The following is a 21,941-nucleotide window of genomic DNA, read 5'->3' as shown; positions in this document are numbered from 1 at the left end:
AACATGGAACGTTTTCAAACAATCACACCGGTTGATGGCAGTGTATATGTCGAACGCCCTTACGCGAATTCGGCGCAGATCAACGATACTTTAGACAAAGCGCAAACGGCGCAAACGCACTGGCAATCATTACCACTAGAAGCAAGACAAGCCATTTGTCAAAAAGCCGTGGCGTGCTTTGTGGCTAACCAAGATGCGATTGCAGAAGAAGTGAGCTGGATGATGGGACGTCCCATTGCCTACACCAAGGGCGAAGTGGCCGGCTTTGAAGAACGCGCCACACACATGATCAAGATTGCGCCAGAAGCGCTTGCACCGATCATGCTCCCAGAAAAACAAGGGTTTCGTCGCTACATCAAGCGCGTTCCACTTGGCACCGTCTTCGTGATTGCGCCTTGGAATTATCCCTATCTCACCGCGGTGAATGCAATTGTACCTGCGTTGCTAGCGGGCAATACCGTTGTTCTCAAGCATTCTGCACAAACACCACTGTGCGCAGAACGTATGGTCGCCGCGTTTATAGAAGCAGGCATTCCCGAAGGTGTCTTCCAATATTTGCATCTCTCCCACGCAGATACCGAAACCGTTATGCAACAAGAAAGCATTCGACACATTGCATTTACTGGCTCAGTGCCGGGCGGCAAGGTGGTTGAGCGTGCGGTTGCCGGTCGATTTATCAGTACTGGCCTAGAGTTGGGTGGCAAAGACCCTGCATATATTCGTCACGACGCCGATATCAAAAATGCGGTAGACACCGTGATTGATGGCGCTTTCTTTAATTCAGGCCAATCATGCTGTGGCATGGAGCGCTTGTACGTTCATGAAAGTGTTTATGACGATGTCGTCAGCCAATCCATTGATCTGGTCAAACAATACCAACTTGGTCGTCCCGATGACCCGAAAACCAACTTAGGTCCACTCGTCAGAACAGCATCCGCAGATTTTGTGCGCGGACAAACAGCCGAAGCCATTGCCCAAGGCGCGAAAGGACTGATTGATGCAGCCGACTTCCCTGCTGACCAATTGGGTACGCCCTATCTTGCGCCTCAGTTGTTAATCAACGTTGATCATTCCATGCGTGTCATGACTGAAGAAACCTTCGGCCCCGTGCTTGGTATACAGAAAGTTAAAACCGACGACGAAGCAATTCGCTTAATGAATGACAGTGAATTTGGCTTAACGGCGGCAATTTTTACCCAAGACGAAGCGCAAGGCGAGCAATGGGCAGATCGCGTTGATGCTGGCACCGTATTTTTAAATCGCTGTGATTACCTTGACCCCGCATTGGCTTGGGTTGGCGTAAAAAACAGCGGACGTGGCTGCACACTCTCGCAAATAGGCTTCGAGCAACTGACTCGGCCAAAATCTTTTCACTTCAAGCGCGTTTAGGAGCAAACCATGAGCATTTCATCTTGGAATTACCCAACCGCCATGGTGGTTGGTGAAGGCGCGTTAGAAAATCTGCCGGACGCCTGTCAGAAGGCGGGAATGCGCAGACCACTGCTGGTCACCGATCCCGGCATTGCCGCCCTGCCCATGACAAAACAAGTGATGACGCTTTGTCAGCAATCAGGCTTTGAGGCCACATTGTTTAGCGACATTCAAGGCAACCCAACCGGCCAAAATGTTGAAGATGGAAATCGCGCATTCATTGCAGGAAATCATGACGGCGTGATCGCCTTTGGTGGTGGTTCCGCACTCGATTGCGCTAAAGCGATTGCGCTGTCTGCGCAGCAATCACGCTCATTGTGGGATTTTGAAGACGTGGGCGATAACTGGATGCTCGCTAACGAAGAAAGAATTGCGCCAGTGGTCGCAATTCCTACCACTGCAGGCACTGGCTCAGAAGTCGGCCGCGCGTCCGTCATCACCAATGAGCAGGAGAAGAGAAAAATTATCATTTTCCATCCCGCCATGGTCCCACAACAGGTGATTCTGGATCCAACACTGACGGTTGGTCTGCCTGCACATATTACTGCAGCTACTGGAATGGACGCCCTCTCTCACAATCTTGAAGGCTTGTGCTCGCCGTTCTATCACCCAATGGCAGAAGGGATTGCGATTGAAGGCATTCGCTTGGTCAAAAACTTTTTGCCGATAGCCGTCGAAAATGGCGCAGATATAGAAGCCCGGACCCAAATGTTAGTGGCATCAAGCATGGGAGCGACGGCCTTTCAAAAAGGTCTGGGTGCGATGCACGCCATCGCCCACAGTCTTGGCGCGCTATATAACAGTCACCATGGTTTGCTGAACGCCATTTTGATGCCCTATGTGCTCAATGCCAATCGCGAACAAATCGAAGAAAAAATGACACGACTGGCTCGCTACCTTGATCTCGATATACAAGAATCCGGCACAGACACTGTGCTGAATTGGGTACTGGCATTGAGAAAATCTGTGGGTATTCCTCACACATTGGCAGAGATTGGCCTCTCAGATGAAGACGCCGAGTTGGTCGGAAGCATGGCATTGCATGATCCTTCAGCGGGCGGCAACCCCATTTCATTTACCGCCACGCAATACAGCCAGTTGTTCTCAGATGCTGTGAACGGAAATGGCGTATAGCGAGGATTTATGCAGGTTGGCATTTTACTCTGTGACGATGTAAAGGCTGAACTTCAGCCAGTACATAACAATTATCCCGATATGTTTGCCGCCATTTTGCTGCGTGCGGACCCGAGTTTATCGCTGCAATTTTATCGCGTCATCGATGGAAATTATCCGAAAAACATTGATGACTGCGATGGCTACATTATTTCCGGCAGTCGCTATAGCGTTTATGACGACTTACCGTGGATCAAAACCTTTGAGGCCTTTGTTCGCACCCTTTTTACGCAAGGAAAGCCAACGGTGGGAATTTGTTTTGGTCATCAAATGATGGCCAGAGCATTGGGCGGCGAAGTCGCACGTTCTGAACGGGGTTGGGGCGTCGGTATTGCCACCAGTCAACTCAATACAAAACAAGATTGGATTGATTCAGACGGCAACGATTTTTCCTTGGTGGTCAGCCATCAAGACCAGGTCGTCACTCTGCCAGACAAAGGTAAAAACCTAGCAGGAAGTGAATTTTGTCCCATCGGTATGTTCACCGTGGACAACCACTTTCTTGCCATTCAAGGACACCCTGAATTCAGCCGTGCCTACTCCTTCGATTTAATGGAAGCAAGGCGCGATCGCATTCCCGAAGCTGTCATCGATAACGGTCAAGCATCACTGACCCAAACGTCGGACAGCGAAAACGTCACCCGATGGCTATTGAATTTTTTGCATCAAGCAGCAAAAAACTAACCCAGTAGCGAGTGATAATCATAAGGACATGATTCATGGACTCTACCCGCGAAGAAGCCGATGACACACTGGCGTACCTTCCCTCACCATTGGCGGCTTATGTGAGATTTGTAGAATCGATTAACTACTATGTCGGTCGATTCGCCATGTATCTCATTTTTCTGATGCTCGGCATTCTCGTGTATTCGTCTGTCACCAAAACCTTCTTTTTCCCATCTCTGTGGACACTCGAAATGGCACAGTTTGTCATGGTGGCTTACTACATGCTGGGTGGCCCTTACTCCATGCAGCTCAATAGCCATGTTCGTATGGATTTACTCTATGGAAGCTGGTCGCCTCGCACTAAAACCTTGGTGGATTGTGTCACCGTGTTTTTCCTTCTCTTCTATCTTGGCGTATTACTCTACGGGGGCATTTCCAGCACCTCGTATGCGTTGGAATATAGCGAACGCAGCTACTCTGCATGGCGTCCTTATATGTCCCCCATCAAAATCACTATGTGCGTGAGTATCTTCCTTATGATCTTGCAGGCCACCGCCGTCATGCTCAAAGACATCGCCAAACTGCGCGCCCCTCTCGATCCGCCCGTAGATCCGCAGAAGGAGACGCGCAATGAGCTATGAATTAATCGCACTGCTGATGTTTTCTTCCATGATGCTGATGCTGCTAACAGGTCAACGCGTGTTTGCCGCCATCGGCTCTGTCGCGGTAATCGCCGCATTATTTCTGTGGGGAGATGGCGGGTCTGAAATCGCTTTTGGCGCCGCAATGAAACTGATGAAGTGGTATCCGCTGCTCACATTGCCGCTATTTATCTATATGGGCTACATGCTGTCCGAGTCTGGTATCGCAGAAGATTTGTACAAAATGTTCCATGTTTGGATGGGCCCCATCCATGGTGGGCTAGCTATCGGCACCATTTTGTTGATGGTCGCCATTTCCGCCATGAATGGCCTAAGTGTGGCGGGCATGGCCATCGGTGCCAGTATCGCCCTTCCCGAGCTGCTTCGGCGAGGCTATGACAAGATCATGGTCACAGGGGTTATTCAAGCTGGTAGCTCTCTTGGGATACTCGTTCCCCCAAGCGTGGTACTCGTGCTATATGGCATGATCGCGCGACAACCTGTTGGGCAGCTTTGGCTGGCAGGCGTGTTCCCAGGTTTACTCATGGCCGCCATGTTCGTGTTGTACATCGTTATCCGCTGCAAGCTTCAACCCCAACTTGGTCCTGCGCTTTCAGAAGAAGAACGCAATGTACCCATGGCAGAGAAACTTAAATTACTGCGCGCAGGTGTGTTGCCGCTGGCTATTTTCTTCTCCATGACTGGCCTCTTTCTCATGGGCGTCACCAGCTTGGTGGAAAGCTCTGCGGTTGGTGCGTTATCGGCGACGGTCGCGGCCATTATCAAGCGTCGCATGACGAAAGAAGTGATAGAAAATACCCTGCGCAAAACCCTCGCCATTAGCTGCATGTTCATGTGGATTATTCTCGCCGCGCTGTGTTTTGGTGCCGTGTTTGATGGCCTTGGTGCAGTCAAAGCAATAGAAGGTTTGTTCGTTGAGAGACTGGGTTTAACGCCTTGGGAAATTCTTATCTTGATGCAACTTTCTTATCTCATCATGGGTACATTCCTTGATGACACCGCCATGCTGGTGATTGTCGCGCCGCTATACGTGCCTCTGGTGAAACTACTCGGCTTCGATTTGATTTGGTATGGCGTGCTTTACACCATCACTTGTCAGATTGCCTACATGACGCCGCCATTTGGCTACAACCTCTTCCTGATGCGAGCAATGGCGCCTCCAGAGGTGTCGCTCACTGATATTTATCGCTCCATCATTCCCTTTGTCATCATCATGATGTGCGCGTTAGCCATTGTGATGATTTTCCCTCAGGTCGCATTGTGGCTTCCTGAATGGCATTACAGCCGATAATTGAAACCAGTTCTAAACTCAAAAGTGAGACAAGCAAGAATGTAAGACCTAAAAACGCAACATCTAACTTAGACGTGAAAAGGACACCGCTATGAGCAATAGACGCGATTTTTTGAAGAAAGCAGGGATAGTTAGTGCGGGCAGTGCAACGGCAATATTGGGCGCACCTGCCGTAGTTTCCGCCAAAGAACCTATTCGTTGGCGTTTGCAAACCTATGCTGGGCCAGCACTAGCAGAACACGTAATCAAACCCGCTGTTGATGCCTTTAACCTTGCAGCCAATGGCGAGATGGTGATCGAGTTGTATTTCGCCGACCAGCTTGTCCCAACGGGTGAGTTGTTCCGCGCAATGCAAAGAGGAACCATCGACGCTGTACAAAGTGACGATGACTCAATCGCTGCACCCGTGGACATTGCCGTGTTTGGTGGGTATTTCCCCTTCGCAACAAGATACAGCCTCGATGTGCCTGTGCTTTTTGAAGAGTACGGTTTAAAGGAGATCTGGAAAGAAGCTTATGACGAAGTGAAAGGTGTCACGTGGCTAAGTGCCGGCTCTTGGGACCCCTGCCACTTTGCCACTGTTGAACCCATTAACAGTCTGGCGGATTTGAAAGGTAAACGTATTTTCACCTTCCCAACCGCAGGCCGATTCCTGTCACGCTTCGGTGTTATTCCCGTCACTCTGCCATGGGAAGACGTAGAAGTTGCCGTACAAACAGGCGAACTGGACGGCATTGCATGGTCAGGCATTACAGAAGATTACACCGTCGGCTGGGCAGATGTGACTAACTACTTCTTAACCAACAATATTTCCGGGGCATGGTGCGGCTCGTTCTTTGCCAACTCGGAGCGTTGGGACGCCCTGCCAGAACACCTGAAAGTATTATTCAATATGATGATGGATACATCCCACTACTATCGTCAGCATTGGTACTGGGGCGGCGAAGCCAAGCTTAGAACCCAAGGCACTAAAATGCAGCTAACCACCATTCCAGATGAAGAGTGGCGCCAAGTGGAAGTTGAAGCTTACAAGTTCTGGGACGAAGTTGCAGAAACCAGCCCACGTAACAAACGCGTGGTCGAGATCTTCAAAGAGTATGCGGGTGTGATGGAAAAAGCAGGTAAGCCCTATCGCAATTCGTAATCGGATAATCTGAGCAAAAAAGCGGCTGATCATTGCCGCTTTTTCTTTGGCTTCAGCTTCGGAAAATCACAAACGGCAGAAATGAAAAAAACCAGCGTCAATAGGCCAATACCGACACTGGTTTTCCTCGTGTTTTTACTGGCGGATTTAGAGTTCCGCCCTCTCATTTATTTCCTTCAGTTTATACAACCAAACCAGAAAGAAATGAAAGTCGTTGTGGTTGAAAATCAGTCTATAAGTGGCGGCCAGCATTACTGACTGATTTTGAACGCAGGACTAATTTAGTACTTGATGAATAAGAAAACTGTGAGGTAATTAATAAAGTTCCTTTATCTATTAGTGAGATGCATTAAAAATGCGATCCACATTAAAGGGTGGAAACAAGATCACAGATAAATGAGATCTTGGTATCAGCCCGATGTCACAAAATTGGTCGCGCATTCGGCTTGCCCAAGTACATAAACGCGCTTTTCACGAATATATCGTCGCGTTTCATTCCAGTTTTGAATAACAACAGCACGATCCTCGCCACGCCCTACCGAGTTAAACAAATAACGGTCGACAGTATGGTTGAAAGCTTCTAAATCCATTTTTTCTTGATACACCACACCCATGAACTCAAATGCCCGCGCTTTTTCTTTCGAACTGCCCACCACGGTAAATCGCTGCAACGTATCGAGTGCCGTTTCGTATTGGCAGTCAACAATTTGTTGCTCTGTCGATAACAACTTTCCGTGCACGCCATATGTTGGCACGTAAGAGCAACCACTCAACACCAACAATATCGTTACGACCCCAAGTACCCTCTTCATGCTAAGTCCCTTTTCTTATTCGTTTTTAGCCTGTGGCAATGTCAAAAACAATTGCAAGTTTCACGCCAAAAGGCAATTTAAATGTGAAAGACAAACTGGGCACTAATTGAGTGAAATCCCATTATCGGGCATTGAACGAATGTCGCGAGTCAGCCATGGTTTTTAAATAGCACATCACAATAGCAAAGAGAGAGTCCAACCATGAGGGTGGCCGTTTTTAGCACCAAATCTTACGACAAGCAGTCTTTCGACACATGGAACGAAAACTTCCATCACGAGATCAGTTATTTTGATTTCAGGTTGACCACTCAAACAGCACAACTTCTCGCGGGGTTTGAGGCCATTTGCGCATTCGTCAACGACGACTTAAACGCGGAGATATTGGAGGAACTGGTTAAACATGGCGTGAAAGTGATTGCGATGCGGTGTGCAGGTTTTGATAAAGTCGACCTTACAGCAGCTAAAGCGCTCGGCTTACAAGTTGTCCGTGTACCCGCGTATTCCCCAGAATCTATCGCCGAGCATACGGTGGGGCTGATGTTAAGCCTTAATCGGCATATTCATCGCGCCTATCAACGCACACGTGATGCTAACTTTAACCTTGAAGGGCTCACTGGCTTCAACTTTCACAACCGTACCGTTGGCGTAATAGGCACAGGAAAAATCGGCATAGCGACATTGCGCATTCTCAGAGGACTGGGCATGAAACTCTTGGTTCATGATCCCTTTGAAAACCCAAAAGCTATCGCTCTGGGTGCAGAATACGTGTCATTGGATGAACTCTATAACGCAGCAGATGTGATTACCTTGCACTGCCCGTTAACCGATGAAAACTATCACATGCTTGACCAGGCCGCGTTTGAAAGAATGCGCGATGGTGTGATGATCATTAACACAAGCCGCGGGGGGTTATTGAACTCTAAAGACGCCATTGACGCATTGAAAAGCCGAAGAATTGGTTTTCTAGGCATAGATGTGTACGAAAATGAACAGGATCTGTTTTTTGAAGACAAGTCGAATGACGTGATTCAGGATGATATCTTTCGGCGTCTCTCTGCCTGCCACAATGTGCTTTTTACGGGACATCAAGCTTTTTTAACGGAAGAGGCCTTGGGTAATATTGCAGAAACCACGTTGTCGAACTTGGCGTATTTCGAGCGCGGCGAACTATCTGGGAATGAAATTATTACGCTTTAAACCGCTTCCCTGACCACTCTATTTGTCGCTCACCAAGATGCTAAGCACAAAAAAAGCAGAAGCCTCGTTGCTTCTGCTTTTTTCTGTTTAGCGCTATGCACTTCTAAGCACCGCTATTCATCTACATTCACCTGTGTTTTCTGTCACAGTAACAACAGTCGACATAGACAATGTGTAAATGGGAAAAGCTGACTAGCAACTAAGGTCTGTTACCAAGTTTCACAATGCCATTTTGTTCAAACATCGCCACTTGTTTATTCTTACGTCCAATCAACAAGGGTTTGTCATCGTAGAACAGGAAGTTCTTCCAATATTTCTTAAACACACTCCAGCGCGTTTCGATGACGTTATTTTTTTCATAGCAAAAATAAACCACCACATTGTCTTCCCAAGGGAAATGCGCAAGAAACTCTTCAGGGAGTTCCGCTTCATCTTCCCATGGTGCCTGCCAGTTCACGCTGCTTTCCCACACACTTTGTGTCGCCGCCCAATCGCCTTTGCCAAAATGATCGGGGGTTGGGCTCTCGGTGCTCACGAAATCTCGCCACAGTTGCGCGCCACGCGCTTCCGTCATCGGTTTAATTTCCGCGTAGTCTTCTTCCGCAACAGGCATCGACTGATGAGTGAAAATCCACTTACGTTTGTATTCTTCAAAGGGAATGTAATTCATAGCTCTCTCGGATCGCAGAGACGTTTATCGCCCTGCGAACATGTAACCTTCACCATGCACAGTAATAAACAACTGTGGTTTCTTGGGTTCTGCTTCTATTTTGTTTCTTAGACGCCGAACCAGCACATCAACGGTTCTGTCGTTCGGCGCATCAACGCGATGGCTAATAAGGTTCAAAATACGCTCGCGGCTCAATACCCGATTTGGGTTAGCAGTAAACGCCACCAGCATTTCATATTCGGCCTTGGTTAACTTGACCGTATCGTCTTCTCTGCTGAGAGCACGGCGTTCAATGTCGAAGGTCCAACCGCTGAAGTTAACGATTTTATCATTTTCTGGCGGCAAACTCTCGACAAGCATTGCAGTATTGCTGCGAGATATACGCCAAAGCAAATTCCTCACCCGTACCAATAGCTCTCTGAGCTCTAACGGTTTGGTGCAGTAGTCATCCGCGCCCATTTCTAGGCCGACGATACGATCGATGCTATCGGTGCGCGCAGTGATCAAAATAATGCCCACATCGGATTTACTACGAAGATCTCGCGTTAACATCAATCCGTCTTCACCCGGCAAGTTGATGTCCAAAAGGACAAGGTCAACGTGCCGTTCATTCATAATCTTATGCATTTCCTTGCCGTCAGCGGCCTGACTGACACTATATCCTTGTTTTTCGAAGTATCCGCCCACCATAGTGCGGGTAACCACTTCGTCATCTACGACCAGTATGTGATAACTCAATGCAGCCCTGTTCACAAATCGTCATGAAGGCCGGCACTGTACCAGCAAAGGTAACCCTAAAATTGATTTATCTCATGGTTGTTGCATATTTTTTAGATCGCAATCAGCACAGGATTAACAGTCGGTGATTAATTTTTTGCGAGTTACCCACCATATTCTGCATATTTAGCGGATTTAGAAGCACATAACACTCGCATCACTACACTTTTCAGCCGCCTGTTCACATCCTTTCATAATACGAATAAACCCGTTCATTTTGGTGCGTAACCATATTCACATCCAATCGTTACTATGCGCCACTCGAAATAACGCATCAAAACACGTAGATAAAGTGCGCAGGCTGGGTTTCCGAACACGTTTCAGGGAATGGCCCATCACTAACTACAAGAACATTATGGGTGTATCCATTTTTATGAAAAAGCTATTGCAAAAGCTGATGAAGCCGAGTCGCAAGTATCCAATCATTGCGCTGGTTCTGGTCGGTGCCGTCATTGCGGTCGCAGGTGTGGTCACGATGAACAAAACCTTTGAGGTGTTCTCTACCACGGAATTTTGTACGTCATGTCACACCATGCAGCAGAACTACGAAGAATATAAACAATCTGTCCATTTCAGCAATGCGAAAGGTATTCGCGCTGAGTGTGTTGACTGCCACCAGCCAAAAGATTTCGCCGGCAAAGTCATGCGTAAAATGGGCGCAGTGACAGACCTATATCACCACTTTATCACTGGCAAAATCGATACCCCTGAACAGTTTGAAGAGCATCGCCTCGAACTTGCCCAGAAAGTCTGGGATCGCATGGCAGACGAGAACTACAAAACCTGTACGACTTGTCACTCTTACGACGCAATGGATCACAGCAAGCAATCGGTTAAAGCGATGCAAGAGATGATCCCTGCTGCAAAAGAAAACATGGCGTGTGTTGAGTGTCACAAGGGTATTGCCCATGAACTGCCAAACATGGCAGGCGGTTTCCGTAAGACATTCGAAACACTTGCAGCCTCTGCTATTGCCCCTGCTGGTGCGACGAAGCTTTACTCGCTGGAAGAGAAGAGCCTGTTCGCCACCGCCGATGCCAATGGCAAAGTGGAAGGTCAACTGCTGCCTGCTTCTGAAGTTGATGTCGTTGGCGAAGAAGGCGACATGCTGAAAGTGCGCATTCAAGGTTGGATCGAAACCAACGGTAAAGGCCGCGTCATGACCGAGTACATGGGTAAACGTGTATTCAAAGCGACCATTCGTGGTGACGTGAAAACGACTGAAACCGTGATTTCAGAAGAAGTTGATGCAGCAACCAATATTGCTTGGAAGCAAGTTGCGGTGAATGCCTACATCACCAAAGACGGCATGTTAGAGAGCATTGATCCTGTTTGGGACTATGCATCTGAAATGTACTCCTCTTCTTGTAACTCTTGCCACGCAGCACCAGCACCAGGCCACTTCACAGCGAATGGCTGGATTTCGAGCCTGAAAGCGATGAGCGCGTATTACCGCTTGAGCAAAACCGAAGAGCGTACTCTGCTGAAATATCTGCAGAACCACGGTAGCGACACCGGCGGTGCTGGCGCGCACTAATCGGTAAGGACTGTCCGCGAACAAGTCCGTAATCAAGAACAAATAATGGACAGGTGTTTTGACACCTGTCCAACCAACTTTTAAAGAATAAGGATTCCTACATGGCGACTGAAAAACTACAAGGCATTACCCGCCGTCGTTTTCTCTCTGGCATGTTAACCGCCAGTGCGGGTGCTGTTATCGGCGGTAGCCTATTAGCACCGCGTTCAGCAATGGCCGCAACTGACGTAAAAACCACGTTCACTGGCGACGTGATACACGGTTCTCACTGGGGTGCATTCCGCGCCAAAGTAGAAAACGGCATCTGGATTGACACCGTACCGTTTGAGCACGACCCACACCCAACCGCAATGCTTAACGCGGTTCGCGAAGTGGTCTACAACCCTTCTCGCGTGAAGTACCCAATGGTACGCATCGATTGGCTGAAGCACGGCTGGAAATCAGACACGACACAACGCGGTGACAACCGTTTCGTCCGTGTGCCATGGTCTCAGGCTCTTGATTTCTTCCATCATGAGCTTGAGCGTGTTCAGAACACCTATGGCCCTAGCGCACTGTACGCGGGTAATACTGGCTGGCAATCAGTCGGTAAACTGAACGTTGCGGGCACCATGATGCACCGTGGTATTGGCCTGCATGGCACCTTCTTAGCGAAAATGGGTGACTACTCAACGGGTTCGGCGCAAGTTGTTCTACCTTACGTTGCTGGCGCAATGGAAGTTTACGAGCAGCAAACATCGTGGCCTGTCGTTCTGGAAAACGCGAAAACTATCGTGATCTGGGGCAATGACCCGGTTAAGAACCTGCAAGTTGGCTGGCAGATCCCAGACCACAGCGTTTACGGTTACTACCAGCAACTGGCTGAAAAAGTGAAAGCAGGCGAAATCAACGTTATCCACGTTGACCCTGTGAAAACCTCTTCATACAAATACTTCGGTGGCAAGCAGATTGCGGTTAACCCACAAACTGACGTGCCTCTGATGTTAGCAATAGCGCACACCCTGTATACCGAGAAGCTGCACGATGAGCAGTTCTTGGCTGACTACACCACAGGTTTCGACAAGTTCCTGCCTTACCTATTGGGTGAGAAAGACGGCGTGGCGAAAACCCCAGAATGGGCAGAGAAAATCTGTGGCATTCAAGCTGATGAAATCCGCGAACTCGCGCGCATCATGGCAAGTGGTCGTACACAGATCATGGCGGGTTGGTGTTTGCAGCGCATGCAGCACGGTGAGCAATATGCATGGATGATCGTCGTTGTGTCGGCAATGCTGGGACAAATTGGTCTACCTGGTGGTGGTTTCGGTTTCGGCTGGCACTATAACGATGCAGGTACCGTGACTTCAGCTGGCCCGCTAATGTCTGGCTTCAACTCAGTAACAGGCGTTGAACCTATCCACAACGGTAGCTACAACGGTTACTCAAGTTTCATCCCGATTGCGCGCATTGTTGACTGCCTTGAAAACCCAGGCGATACCATTGATTTCAATGGTCAAAAAGTCAAATTCCCGCACATCAAGATGGCCATTTCTTGTGGTAGTAACCTGTTCCACCAGCACCAAGATCGTAACCGAATGATCAAGGCATGGCGTAACTTGGAAACCTACGTGTCTATTGACCATCAGTGGACTGCGAGCTGCCGTTTTGCTGATATCGTTCTGCCTGCAACGACAACTTACGAACGTAACGACATCGAGTCATTCGGTAACCACTCGAACAAAGGCATTATTGCGATGAAACAAATCGTAGAGCCAATGTTTGAAGCGAAAGACGATTTCGATATCTTCCGCGAGCTGTGCACCCGTTTTGATCGCGAAGAAGCGTTCACTGGCGGCAAAACCAAAATGGAATGGATCGAAGAGATCTATAACGGTGCACGTCTGCAAGGCCGTGGTATTGGCGTTCGCATGCCTAACTTCGTTAAATTCTGGGAAGAAGAACAATTTATTGCCTTCCCTCAAGGTACCGAGTGGGTTCGTCACCAAGCATTCCGTAATGAACCTGATCTTGAGCCACTGGGCACAGCATCAGGTCTGATCGAAATCTACTGTAAGACAATCGCAGACATGGGTTACGACGACTGTCAGGGTCACCCTATGTGGTTCGAAAAAGTTGAGCGTAGCCATGGCGGTCCTAAGTCAAAGAGCTACCCGCTGCACATGCAAAGCTGTCACCCTAACTACCGTCTGCACTCGCAATTGTGTTCGTCAGACGCGTTCCGTGACACTTACGCAGTCGCGGGTCGTGAGCCTTGCTACATCAACTCTGCTGACGCAAAAGCACGTGGCATTGTTTCTGGTGATGTGGTTCGTGTATTCAACGAACGTGGTCAGGTCCTTGCGGGCGCAGTCGTGACTGACGACTATAAAGCTGGCGTATGTCGTATTGAAGAAGGTGCTTGGTATGCGCCACTTGAAGGCGGCAAGCCGGGTACACTTTGTACTTACGGCGATCCAAACGTACTGACTGTAGACATCGGCACCTCTAAGTTAGCGCAAGCAACCTCTGCGCATACAGCACTGGTTGAGATTGAGAAGCACACAGGTAACATACCTGCTGTTACTGGCTTCAGCGGCCCAATCAACGTTGACGGCGTTAACCCACTGTTCCCGGCGATGGATATCGCATAAGAGACAGTATGAAGAAAAGGGCAGCTTAGCTGCCCTTTTTTGCTCTATGTTAGATAGACTTAAAGTGCTTTTTTTCAACTAACGGAATGACAATGCAAGAATTTATTGCCATTAACGAACAACGTGCAGAATTTTACTGGTGGATGTCTTCCCTTTTCGCCAGTGAATTAACGCAAGATGATTTGAATAATTACCACGGCAGCAACATGGATAACTATTTTTCCGCGTTAGCCATGACCGAGGAATTGAAAGCACCGATCGTTGAATTTCGCAACGCGCTTGCCGCGCTAAAGCTCCGCGAAGATGCACAACTCGAGCTAGCCGCTGATTTCTGTGGTTTATTCCTCAGTACACCAAAAACAGGCGCATTGCCTTATGCGTCTATTTATATTGGTGAAACCGGTCTGTTGAACGATAAGCCCGCGCAAGAGATGGGTCAATGGATGGAAAAGTACGGCATTGCTCAACGTAAAGATTTCAATGAACCGTTTGACCATCTTGCGGTTGTGCTTGATTTCATAGGGAACTTGGTCATTCTTGCCAACAAAGAAACCGAAGAAGACCAACAAGAATCCATGATGCAAGAACAGCAAGTATTTTTGGAAACCATGGTCATGCCGTGGCTAGGTAGTTTCCAAAAATCGCTAAACCAGTTTGATCAATTCGGTTTTTATAAAGCCGCGGGTGCATTGCTCACTGCATTTATCACACTGGATCTTTTGTTCCTTAAAGGCGAATAAAAAGGTGCCTATCTATACCCAAACAAATTCTCGCTAAACAAGCATCTTGAAGTGTTTGGTTATGATAAATGAAGCCGGGCAAGCCCGGTTTTTTCTTTTTTTGAGCTTGGAAAACAGAAAAAACCCGCTATTTCGCAAGCTTGATACGCATCAAGCTTACGCGAGTCGCTTCAATTGAATAATTGCGGGCGCGGTCATGAGCCAGTAAACTGTGAACGCAAGCGATTGGCATTGAGAAATTTCTGTAACATTACAAACGCCTCGTCATAGTGCCGCCGCAGCGTTCCCCCCTTCTCCCACACTTGATGGAAAGCAAGTTGCTGGCAGTGTCGATGAAACCTCGACGACAAGGGGATGAGAGTCCGTCTCTCCGCCTATAGAAAGAACGAATCCATTACGCCGCTTAGCATAGCGGCGTAAACATGTTGAGCAGCCTCTATTTCTCAAGCTGCTAATGAAAACGATAAGAAGATTACCCAATGGCAACAATTAAAGATGTCGCACGCATGGCTGGTGTATCTACGACAACCGTTTCACACGTGATCAATAAAACACGCTTTGTCGCAGAAAACACAACCAAGAAAGTATGGGCCGCAGTCGACGACTTAAACTATGCACCGAGTGCAGTTGCGCGCAGCTTGAAATGTAACTCAACGCGCACGATTGGCATGCTGGTCACCAAATCTACCAATCCGTTCTTTGCGGAAGTTGTACATGGGGTAGAAGAATACTGCTACAAAGAAGGCTACACGCTTATCTTGTGTAACACCGAAGGTAACTTAGCGAAGCAACGCGACTACCTGCGCATGTTGGCAGAAAAACGCGTAGATGGCCTGTTGGTGATGTGCTCTGACTTGAATGAAGAACTTCTTATTCTATTAGAGAAAAAGAAAGATCTGCCGATGGTTGTGATGGATTGGGGCACGCAACATGTCAACACCGACTGCATTCAAGATAATGCCGAACTCGGTGGCTATATCGCGACCAAGTACTTTGTAGACAACGGCCATACCAAAATCGGCTGTATTTCAGGTCAGTTAGATAAACTCACCTGTCAGACGCGCTTGGCAGGCTTTAGAACTGCGTTGGCAGAAGCTGGCATTGAAGAAAATCCGAACTGGATTGTAGAAGCCGATTTTGAGTGTGACTCCGCAGTTGAAGCGGCAAAAGCATTATTGGCCCAAGAAGACCGCCCAACGGCTGTTTTTTGCTTTAATGACATCATGGCACTGGCTGCAATCAGTACCTTCCGTCAGGCCGGGTTAGACATTCCTAACGACATTTCTGTTATTGGCTACGATAACATTGATCTAGCCGCATTTTTCTCACCACCGTTGACGACAATTCATCAGCCGAAAAATCGACTGGGTAAAACTGCAATCAAACTATTATTGGAACGTCTCGCCAATAAAGAGAACGAACAGCAGATTTTTGTTATGCAACCAGAGCTCATCATTCGCAGTTCGGTGAAAAATCTTAACGCCGAGTAAAATACACGCTCTCGCGGTACTTCTCTAAAAGCCCGACCACTTTTTTTTGGTTGGGCTTTTTTATTAACTGGCAAGTTTTCCGACTGACTCAACCTCATTATTGCGACTCACCTCTTAAAGGGTAAATTGCCTAGTTTTCTAGTGCTACCCTTAAACCCAGATATAAAGTAGTCATCTTGGTCAAAAATACTTCAATTACAAAGACAACCGGATATTATCAATCACATCAATAAGATTCTATCTGAACCAAGATCACACTTTATGAGACCAGCAATAACGACAAAATGATGCGATTCAGTTAAGCTAAAACCCGTCAAGAAAAAGGCAAACCATCGCGAAAGCGTGGGACGCAAAGCTTCCGGCCTCACAACACTGATTTTATGTGTTGGTGGTAGCGGAGCTACCGATGACGTTAGCATTCACATACCGGATATTTCTGGTTCGTTGACAATTCTCTGAATTAGCTTTGCTACGTTGCTCCTTGACCATTCATCCAGGAACGTATTGATTGAGAATTAGTCACATGGATAAACCAACGCTAAAAAACACACTGAAGTTCTTCGAATGTCTTGGCAAAATCAAATCCCGCTCTATGTTTGGTGGGTTTGGTGTATTTTGCGATGAGACAATGTTCGCACTGGTTGTTAATGATCAGCTTCACCTTCGTGCTGGTCAAACGAATGAAGCTGAATTCAAACATCTGGCGATGAGCCCTTACGTCTACAAAAAACGCGGCTTCCCTGTTGTGACTAAATACTATGCTGTGCCTGAAAATTGGTGGGTAAAATCTGACGAGTTAATGGCCTATGCCACGACAGCACTCACCATTGCCAGAGACGATCAGCAAGAAAAAAAGACGGCGGCGCCAACGCGTATCAAAGATCTGCCAAACTTGCGACTCGCCACAGAGCGAATGCTAAAAAAAGCAGGTATCGATTCTGTCGAACAGTTGCAAACACAGGGCGCCGTGAAAGCTTATCGAGCTTTGCAGAAATCACACCAAGATACGCTTAGCCTTGAACTACTTTGGGCACTGGAAGGCGCGATAGAAGGTAAACACTGGTCAGTGATTACGCCTCAACGCCGTGACGAACTTTTGCAAACCTTGCACCAGTAACGCCTCAAACCCAGCTTTCATCCAGTCAGTACAACACTCTTTTTTGAGATTGTTCTGACTGGTCTAGATATCCATTTTCTCAGTTTTAATTGTCACCAGTACCCTATCAACGCCAACCTAATCGCACTCCATACTGTATTCACAGTCAAAACATGACACTTCCTACTGCATTTTTACGACAATAAGGTTCACTAAACCGAAAATAACATCATGTTCCATTGCTTATTGGCTGCGGGACAAGCTATGTTTTCAGTCAAAAATACTCAAATTTCTTCAGATCTGTATTAAACCGCCAAAAAACCTCAAAAACACCATTAATGTGACATATGTCACAGTGATGACAACAAATGCACTCAGTTGATTATCAATTGTTCGAAATTTGAACTAAGCCAAAAAGACAAGATAGATGAATGGCAACAATGAGATGCATTACAGCAAGCCGTTTCCCGATCAAATAGACAGAATATTTCGAGACCATTTTCGCAAATGGCCTAGACGATTCAAGTGGGCAGTATTTTTTTGCTTCTTATTGCCGATCTCGTTTTATGCAGCCCTTGAACAGGGTATGTTTGCCCCTTCATTTTTAACGATCTTGGTCATTGTCTTCTTTGGCATTAACGCGACCGTTGTTATATGGGGTTTAAAAATGAACAGTTTCGCGCAGCGATATTGGCACAGGAACTACCATATCGGTGGTGCAACTACCCTAGCCATTGTTCCTTTGTCTTTGCTTATTGTTCAGTATTCTAAGTACTGCCTCTAGTTTGTGGTTTCTCCACGCCTACGACTGCGCCTTTCAGACTGTCGTGACGGCCATTCTTTAAATCAACAATAAATCACCGCTACAACTCGAAAATTCCACCAACATGCATTCGTTATCGTCATACCCATTCCTAAAGTTAAATCATTAATATTCATCAAATTACCGTACACTCCCTTCTGGCCGAGCAACCTAAAAATGCCCTTAGCATCGAAAAATTTGATGAAGCATGTAATTAATTTCTCTGCCCTCAGGTCTTTATCACCAAGCAAAATTACGGAACGGCCGGACACTTGTGTGTCACGTGTTGTCGATTTTCGCAAGAAGCTTGTCGGGTCACAGAGTCGGTAAATAATTGTATTAATTCATTGAGATAATACGTTTTTTCTTAATCCAGTTTTAAACTTTTGCCATAGTTAACACAGTGACTAATTTCACAGAGTACGAACATTCCTGACGGTGTTGAACAACGTTATTACGAAAGGATTTCAAATGAACAAACAGAAGTTGAGCATTATCTTTGTCATTGCCGCCATATTTGTAACTTGGTTTGCTTTTGATCTGGGTGCACTTTTTACACTCGACAATGCCAAAGCTCAGCATGAAGCATTGAAAGACTCCATTTCACAGAATTTCCTCACAGCCAGTTTGGTTTACTTCCTGGTGTATATCACCATGACTGCCCTTTCTCTTCCCGGTGCCGCAATCGCAACACTACTCGGTGCGGCTTTGTTTGGGTTTTGGTGGGCATTACTGCTGGTTTCTTTCGCCAGCTCGATTGGCGCAACACTCGCGTTTTTGGTAAGCCGTTTCTTATTGAAAGACTCTATTCAAAACAAGTTTGGCAACAAGCTTTCGACCATTAACGAAGGCATCAAAAATGATGGTCCTTTCTACTTGCTGACACTTCGTTTAATTCCTGTCTTTCCGTTTTTCATTATCAACCTGCTGATGGGCTTAACGCCAATCCGCACGCTAACGTTTTACGTTGTGAGCCAAATCGGCATGTTGCCGGGTACAGCGGTTTACATCAACGCCGGTACGCAATTGGCACAAATTGATTCATTGAGCGGCATTGTGTCTCCCGGTGTGTTGCTGTCGTTAGTGCTGCTCGGTTTATTCCCAATTATTGCAAAGGTCATTATGAACTTTATCCAAAAACGCCGTGTGTACGCGAAATGGCAAAAGCCCGTCACCTTTGACCGCAACCTGATTGCCATTGGCGCGGGTGCTGGCGGTTTGGTCACGACCTATATCGGCGCGGCAGTGAAAGCCAAAGTCACCTTGATTGAAAAACACAAAATGGGCGGCGACTGTTTAAACACGGGTTGTGTCCCATCCAAAGCCCTGATCCGCGCGGGACACTCTGTGCACGAAATCAACCGCGCCAAAGAGTTTGGGGTGAATGCGGGTGAGCCGACGGTCGATTTCAAACAAGTGATGGGTCGAGTACATCAAGTGATCGCTGATATCGAGCCTCATGACTCCGTAGAGCGTTATTCAAAGCTTGGTGTGGAGTGTATTCAAGGTGAAGCGAAAATCCTCTCTCCGTGGGAAGTAGAGGTAAACGGAGAACGCTTGACCACAAGAAACATTGTTATCGCAACGGGGGCTCGCCCTCTCGTTCCGGGCATCCCAGGCTTACAAGAGGTGAACTATTTGACCTCTGATAACGTGTGGGAGCTACAAGAACTGCCTAAGAAACTCTTGGTACTCGGCGGTGGACCTATCGGTGCGGAGCTGGCACAAAGCTTCTCTCGCTTCGGTTCGAACGTCACCTTGGTAGAAATGGCTGACCAACTGCTTATTCGTGAAGACGCGGACGCCGCAGCGTTAGTCGTTAAAGGTCTAACGGAAGATGGTGTAAATATTCTTCTTGGGCACAAAGCGACCCGCTTTGAGAAAGATGGCGACACGCAACGTGCTTATCTTGATAAGAACGGAGAAGAAGTCGTCGTTGAATTTGATCATGTTATGCTCGCTCTTGGTCGCGTTGCAAATACCAAAGGCTTTGGCCTTGAAGACATCGGTGTTGAACTTACCGAGCGCGGTACCGTCAAGGTGAATGATTATCTGCAAACCAATTACCCCAACATTTTTGCGGTGGGTGATGTTGCAGGCCCATTCCAGCTGACTCACGCTGCGGGTCACCAAGCATGGTATGCCGCAGTGAATGCTCTGTTCGGTGACTTTAAGAAATTTAAGGCCGATTACTCTGTCATGCCAGCCGCCACCTACACCGCCCCCGAAGTGGCACGTGTTGGTATTAATGAAAAAGAAGCCATTGCCCAAGGGATTGACTACGAGATTGCCCACTACGGCATTGACGATTTGGATCGCGCCATTGCTGATGGTGAAGACCATGGTTTTATTAAGGTCATCACCCCCAAAGGCAAAGACAAGATTCTCGGCGCGACCATTGTCGGCTCACATGCTGGGGACTTGCTCGCAGAATTTACCCTTGCGATGCGACATGGCCTCGGTTTGAATAAAATTCTTGGTACGGTTCACCCCTATCCAACCATGAGTGAAGCGACGAAATACACGGCAGGTGTTTGGAAGCAAAACAATGCGCCGCAGGGTTTGCTTGTTTGGGTAGAGAAATTTCACGCTTGGATGCGTAATGAGTCAAAAAACAATGGCTCACAACCAATCAAAAAGGAAGATTAAGCACAATGAACTTTACATCAATCGTCACTGCATGTGCGCTCGCTTTTAGTTCGGTCAGCATGGCTGCTGACCCGTCTAACTGGGAACAGATTGAGAAAGATGCCATGGGGCAAACGGTTTACTTTAATGCTTGGGGTGGCAGCCAAGAAATCAATGCCTACCTGCGCTGGGCAAATGAAGAGCTTGAAAGCCGTTACGGTGTCACTATTCAACATGTTAAAGTGTCCGACATAGCAGAAACCGTCAATCGCTTAGTCGCAGAAAAAGCCGCAGGTAAAACCGAAGGCGGCAGTGTCGATATGGTTTGGCTCAACGGTGAGAACTTCAAATCTATGAAAGCAAACGGTCTGTTGTTTGGACCGTTTACAGAGCAGCTTCCTAATTGGCGAATTGTCGATAAATCGCTTCCTGTAAAAGAAGACTTCACAGAACCCACAGAAGGCCTTGAAGCACCATGGGGTGTGGGTCAATTAGTGTTTATTCATGATGAGAAAACACTGGCGAACCCACCAACATCATTTGTGGAAATGCTCAGTTTGGCGAAAGCTAACCCTGGCAAAGTCTCCTACCCGAAGCCACCGCAATTCCACGGTACAAGCTTTTTAAAAGCCGCGCTGCTTGAGTTAGCCACTGACACTACACCGCTTTATCAACCGGTTGATGAAGCCCAGTTTAGGACCGTCACAGCGCCACTTTGGGCGTATTTGGATGAGTTACATGCGGTTGCGTGGAGAAATGGCAAACAATTCCCTGCTGGCAGCACAGAAACCATGCAATTGCTTGATGATGGTGAATTACTGTTAGCCATTACCTTCAACCCGAACGCGGCAGAGACGGCGGTTAAAAACGGTACCCTCGCGCCATCAGCAAAAACCTTTGCCTTTGATAGCGGCGCACTGTCGAACATTCACTTTATGGGTATTCCATGGAATGCCAATGCCAAAGAAGGCGCACTGGTTGCGATTAACTTCTTGATGAGTGAAGAAGCACAGTCTCGCAAAGCGAACAGTGACATCTGGGGCGATCCAGCGGTTGTTTCGCTAACCAGCGTTGGCAGCAAGCCACTGTTCAAGTCTCAGCCTGAACCGCACCCAAGCTGGCAAGTCGCGCTAGAAAAAGCATGGCTTGAGCGTTACGGCCAGTAACGATAATGTACCAAACATTATCAATTGGT

General features: G+C 47.5%; 17 protein-coding genes and 1 riboswitch. Of the genes, 14 read left to right on the top strand and 3 right to left on the bottom strand.

Annotated features, from left to right (window positions below; all coding sequences use genetic code 11):
• The first annotated feature begins 3 nt into the window (after positions 1 to 3).
• The 6 genes from ACED36_RS12095 to ACED36_RS12070 all read left to right on the top strand — a co-directional run bounded on the left by ACED36_RS12095 (position 4) and on the right by ACED36_RS12070 (position 6,367).
• On the top strand, positions 4 to 1,389 hold the full coding sequence (locus ACED36_RS12095; protein WP_017003995.1) for an aldehyde dehydrogenase family protein: 1,386 nt from the start codon (positions 4 to 6) through the stop codon (positions 1,387 to 1,389).
• Positions 1,390 to 1,398: 9 nt separating this feature from the next.
• Positions 1,399 to 2,565 (top strand): iron-containing alcohol dehydrogenase, encoded by a 1,167-nt coding sequence (locus ACED36_RS12090; protein ID WP_017003996.1) that lies wholly within the window; start codon positions 1,399 to 1,401, stop codon positions 2,563 to 2,565.
• Positions 2,566 to 2,574: 9 nt separating this feature from the next.
• Positions 2,575 to 3,288 (top strand): GMP synthase, encoded by a 714-nt coding sequence (locus tag ACED36_RS12085; protein ID WP_017003997.1) that lies wholly within the window; start codon positions 2,575 to 2,577, stop codon positions 3,286 to 3,288.
• A 35-nt stretch (positions 3,289 to 3,323) separates the two neighbouring features.
• Positions 3,324 to 3,911, top strand: coding sequence for a TRAP transporter small permease subunit (locus tag ACED36_RS12080; protein WP_017003998.1), 588 nt, complete (start codon positions 3,324 to 3,326; stop codon positions 3,909 to 3,911).
• Entirely contained in the window at positions 3,901 to 5,223 is a 1,323-nt protein-coding gene (locus ACED36_RS12075) for a TRAP transporter large permease subunit (RefSeq protein ID WP_016958262.1), read from the top strand. The genes ACED36_RS12080 and ACED36_RS12075 overlap by 11 nt, the downstream gene beginning before the upstream one ends.
• A gap of 91 nt (positions 5,224 to 5,314) precedes the next feature.
• A complete protein-coding gene (locus tag ACED36_RS12070) occupies positions 5,315 to 6,367 on the top strand; it encodes a TRAP transporter substrate-binding protein (protein WP_016958263.1) in 1,053 nt (350 codons plus the stop codon).
• A gap of 410 nt (positions 6,368 to 6,777) precedes the next feature.
• On the opposite strand, the gene ACED36_RS12065 is transcribed toward ACED36_RS12070, so the two are convergent.
• On the bottom strand, positions 6,778 to 7,179 hold the full coding sequence (locus tag ACED36_RS12065) for a hypothetical protein (protein WP_016958265.1): 402 nt from the start codon (positions 7,177 to 7,179) through the stop codon (positions 6,778 to 6,780).
• Positions 7,180 to 7,380: 201 nt separating this feature from the next.
• Here ACED36_RS12065 and ACED36_RS12060 point away from each other — a divergent pair, with 201 nt between their 5' ends.
• Entirely contained in the window at positions 7,381 to 8,376 is a 996-nt protein-coding gene (locus ACED36_RS12060; protein ID WP_016958266.1) for a 2-hydroxyacid dehydrogenase, read from the top strand.
• A gap of 199 nt (positions 8,377 to 8,575) precedes the next feature.
• Here ACED36_RS12060 and ACED36_RS12055 read toward each other — a convergent pair whose 3' ends face one another.
• Both ACED36_RS12055 and torR read right to left on the bottom strand, forming a co-directional pair.
• Positions 8,576 to 9,046 (bottom strand): DUF2947 domain-containing protein, encoded by a 471-nt coding sequence (locus ACED36_RS12055; RefSeq protein WP_016958267.1) that lies wholly within the window; start codon positions 9,044 to 9,046, stop codon positions 8,576 to 8,578.
• Positions 9,047 to 9,070: 24 nt separating this feature from the next.
• Positions 9,071 to 9,784, bottom strand: a complete 714-nt coding sequence (gene torR, locus ACED36_RS12050; RefSeq protein WP_026023943.1) for a two-component system response regulator TorR — start codon at positions 9,782 to 9,784, stop codon at positions 9,071 to 9,073.
• A gap of 394 nt (positions 9,785 to 10,178) precedes the next feature.
• Here torR and torC point away from each other — a divergent pair, with 394 nt between their 5' ends.
• The 7 genes from torC (at position 10,179) to ACED36_RS12015 (ending at position 21,912) form a co-directional block, all read left to right on the top strand.
• Positions 10,179 to 11,360, top strand: a complete 1,182-nt coding sequence (gene torC, locus ACED36_RS12045; protein WP_017004001.1) for a pentaheme c-type cytochrome TorC — start codon at positions 10,179 to 10,181, stop codon at positions 11,358 to 11,360.
• A gap of 101 nt (positions 11,361 to 11,461) precedes the next feature.
• Positions 11,462 to 13,990 (top strand): trimethylamine-N-oxide reductase TorA, encoded by a 2,529-nt coding sequence (gene torA, locus ACED36_RS12040; RefSeq protein WP_371733320.1) that lies wholly within the window; start codon positions 11,462 to 11,464, stop codon positions 13,988 to 13,990.
• 92 nt (positions 13,991 to 14,082) lie between these two features.
• Positions 14,083 to 14,730: a molecular chaperone TorD gene (gene torD, locus ACED36_RS12035; protein ID WP_371733319.1), complete on the top strand. Its 648-nt coding sequence runs from the start codon at positions 14,083 to 14,085 to the stop codon at positions 14,728 to 14,730.
• 479 nt (positions 14,731 to 15,209) lie between these two features.
• The gene (purR, locus tag ACED36_RS12030; RefSeq protein WP_016962059.1) at positions 15,210 to 16,220 is read left to right on the top strand and encodes an HTH-type transcriptional repressor PurR; all 1,011 of its coding nucleotides are present in this window, start codon (positions 15,210 to 15,212) and stop codon (positions 16,218 to 16,220) included.
• A gap of 313 nt (positions 16,221 to 16,533) precedes the next feature.
• A riboswitch (cyclic di-GMP riboswitch) is annotated at positions 16,534 to 16,628 on the top strand.
• Positions 16,629 to 16,743: 115 nt separating this feature from the next.
• Positions 16,744 to 17,337, top strand: a complete 594-nt coding sequence (locus ACED36_RS12025; RefSeq protein WP_016962058.1) for a TfoX/Sxy family DNA transformation protein — start codon at positions 16,744 to 16,746, stop codon at positions 17,335 to 17,337.
• A 1,252-nt stretch (positions 17,338 to 18,589) separates the two neighbouring features.
• Positions 18,590 to 20,767, top strand: coding sequence for a dihydrolipoyl dehydrogenase (gene lpdA / locus ACED36_RS12020; RefSeq protein WP_371733318.1), 2,178 nt, complete (start codon positions 18,590 to 18,592; stop codon positions 20,765 to 20,767).
• Positions 20,768 to 20,772: 5 nt separating this feature from the next.
• Positions 20,773 to 21,912 (top strand): ABC transporter substrate-binding protein, encoded by a 1,140-nt coding sequence (locus ACED36_RS12015; RefSeq protein ID WP_371733317.1) that lies wholly within the window; start codon positions 20,773 to 20,775, stop codon positions 21,910 to 21,912.
• Positions 21,913 to 21,941 lie beyond the last annotated feature (29 nt).

Origin of the sequence: Enterovibrio sp. FF113 (assembly GCF_041439165.1) — a bacterium.
Classification (GTDB): Bacteria; Pseudomonadota; Gammaproteobacteria; order Enterobacterales; family Vibrionaceae; genus Enterovibrio; species Enterovibrio norvegicus_A.
Note: the sequence above shows the minus strand (reverse complement) of the source record. Positions and strands in the feature narration are given on the sequence as shown.

What these genes read in the sequence shown, in the direction of transcription:
- torD (WP_371733319.1), top strand. Translation starts at nt 14,083, where the DNA reads ATGCAAGAATTTATTGCCATTAACGAACAACGTGCAGAATTTTACTGG.
- ACED36_RS12060 (WP_016958266.1), top strand. Translation starts at nt 7,381, where the DNA reads ATGAGGGTGGCCGTTTTTAGCACCAAATCTTACGACAAGCAGTCTTTC.
- lpdA (WP_371733318.1), top strand. Translation starts at nt 18,590, where the DNA reads ATGAACAAACAGAAGTTGAGCATTATCTTTGTCATTGCCGCCATATTT.
- purR (WP_016962059.1), top strand. Translation starts at nt 15,210, where the DNA reads ATGGCAACAATTAAAGATGTCGCACGCATGGCTGGTGTATCTACGACA.
- ACED36_RS12085 (WP_017003997.1), top strand. Translation starts at nt 2,575, where the DNA reads ATGCAGGTTGGCATTTTACTCTGTGACGATGTAAAGGCTGAACTTCAG.
- ACED36_RS12055 (WP_016958267.1), bottom strand. Translation starts at nt 9,046, where the DNA reads ATGAATTACATTCCCTTTGAAGAATACAAACGTAAGTGGATTTTCACT.
- ACED36_RS12025 (WP_016962058.1), top strand. Translation starts at nt 16,744, where the DNA reads ATGGATAAACCAACGCTAAAAAACACACTGAAGTTCTTCGAATGTCTT.
- torC (WP_017004001.1), top strand. Translation starts at nt 10,179, where the DNA reads ATGGGTGTATCCATTTTTATGAAAAAGCTATTGCAAAAGCTGATGAAG.
- ACED36_RS12075 (WP_016958262.1), top strand. Translation starts at nt 3,901, where the DNA reads ATGAGCTATGAATTAATCGCACTGCTGATGTTTTCTTCCATGATGCTG.
- ACED36_RS12095 (WP_017003995.1), top strand. Translation starts at nt 4, where the DNA reads ATGGAACGTTTTCAAACAATCACACCGGTTGATGGCAGTGTATATGTC.
- ACED36_RS12090 (WP_017003996.1), top strand. Translation starts at nt 1,399, where the DNA reads ATGAGCATTTCATCTTGGAATTACCCAACCGCCATGGTGGTTGGTGAA.
- ACED36_RS12070 (WP_016958263.1), top strand. Translation starts at nt 5,315, where the DNA reads ATGAGCAATAGACGCGATTTTTTGAAGAAAGCAGGGATAGTTAGTGCG.
- torA (WP_371733320.1), top strand. Translation starts at nt 11,462, where the DNA reads ATGGCGACTGAAAAACTACAAGGCATTACCCGCCGTCGTTTTCTCTCT.
- ACED36_RS12080 (WP_017003998.1), top strand. Translation starts at nt 3,324, where the DNA reads ATGGACTCTACCCGCGAAGAAGCCGATGACACACTGGCGTACCTTCCC.
- ACED36_RS12015 (WP_371733317.1), top strand. Translation starts at nt 20,773, where the DNA reads ATGAACTTTACATCAATCGTCACTGCATGTGCGCTCGCTTTTAGTTCG.
- ACED36_RS12065 (WP_016958265.1), bottom strand. Translation starts at nt 7,179, where the DNA reads ATGAAGAGGGTACTTGGGGTCGTAACGATATTGTTGGTGTTGAGTGGT.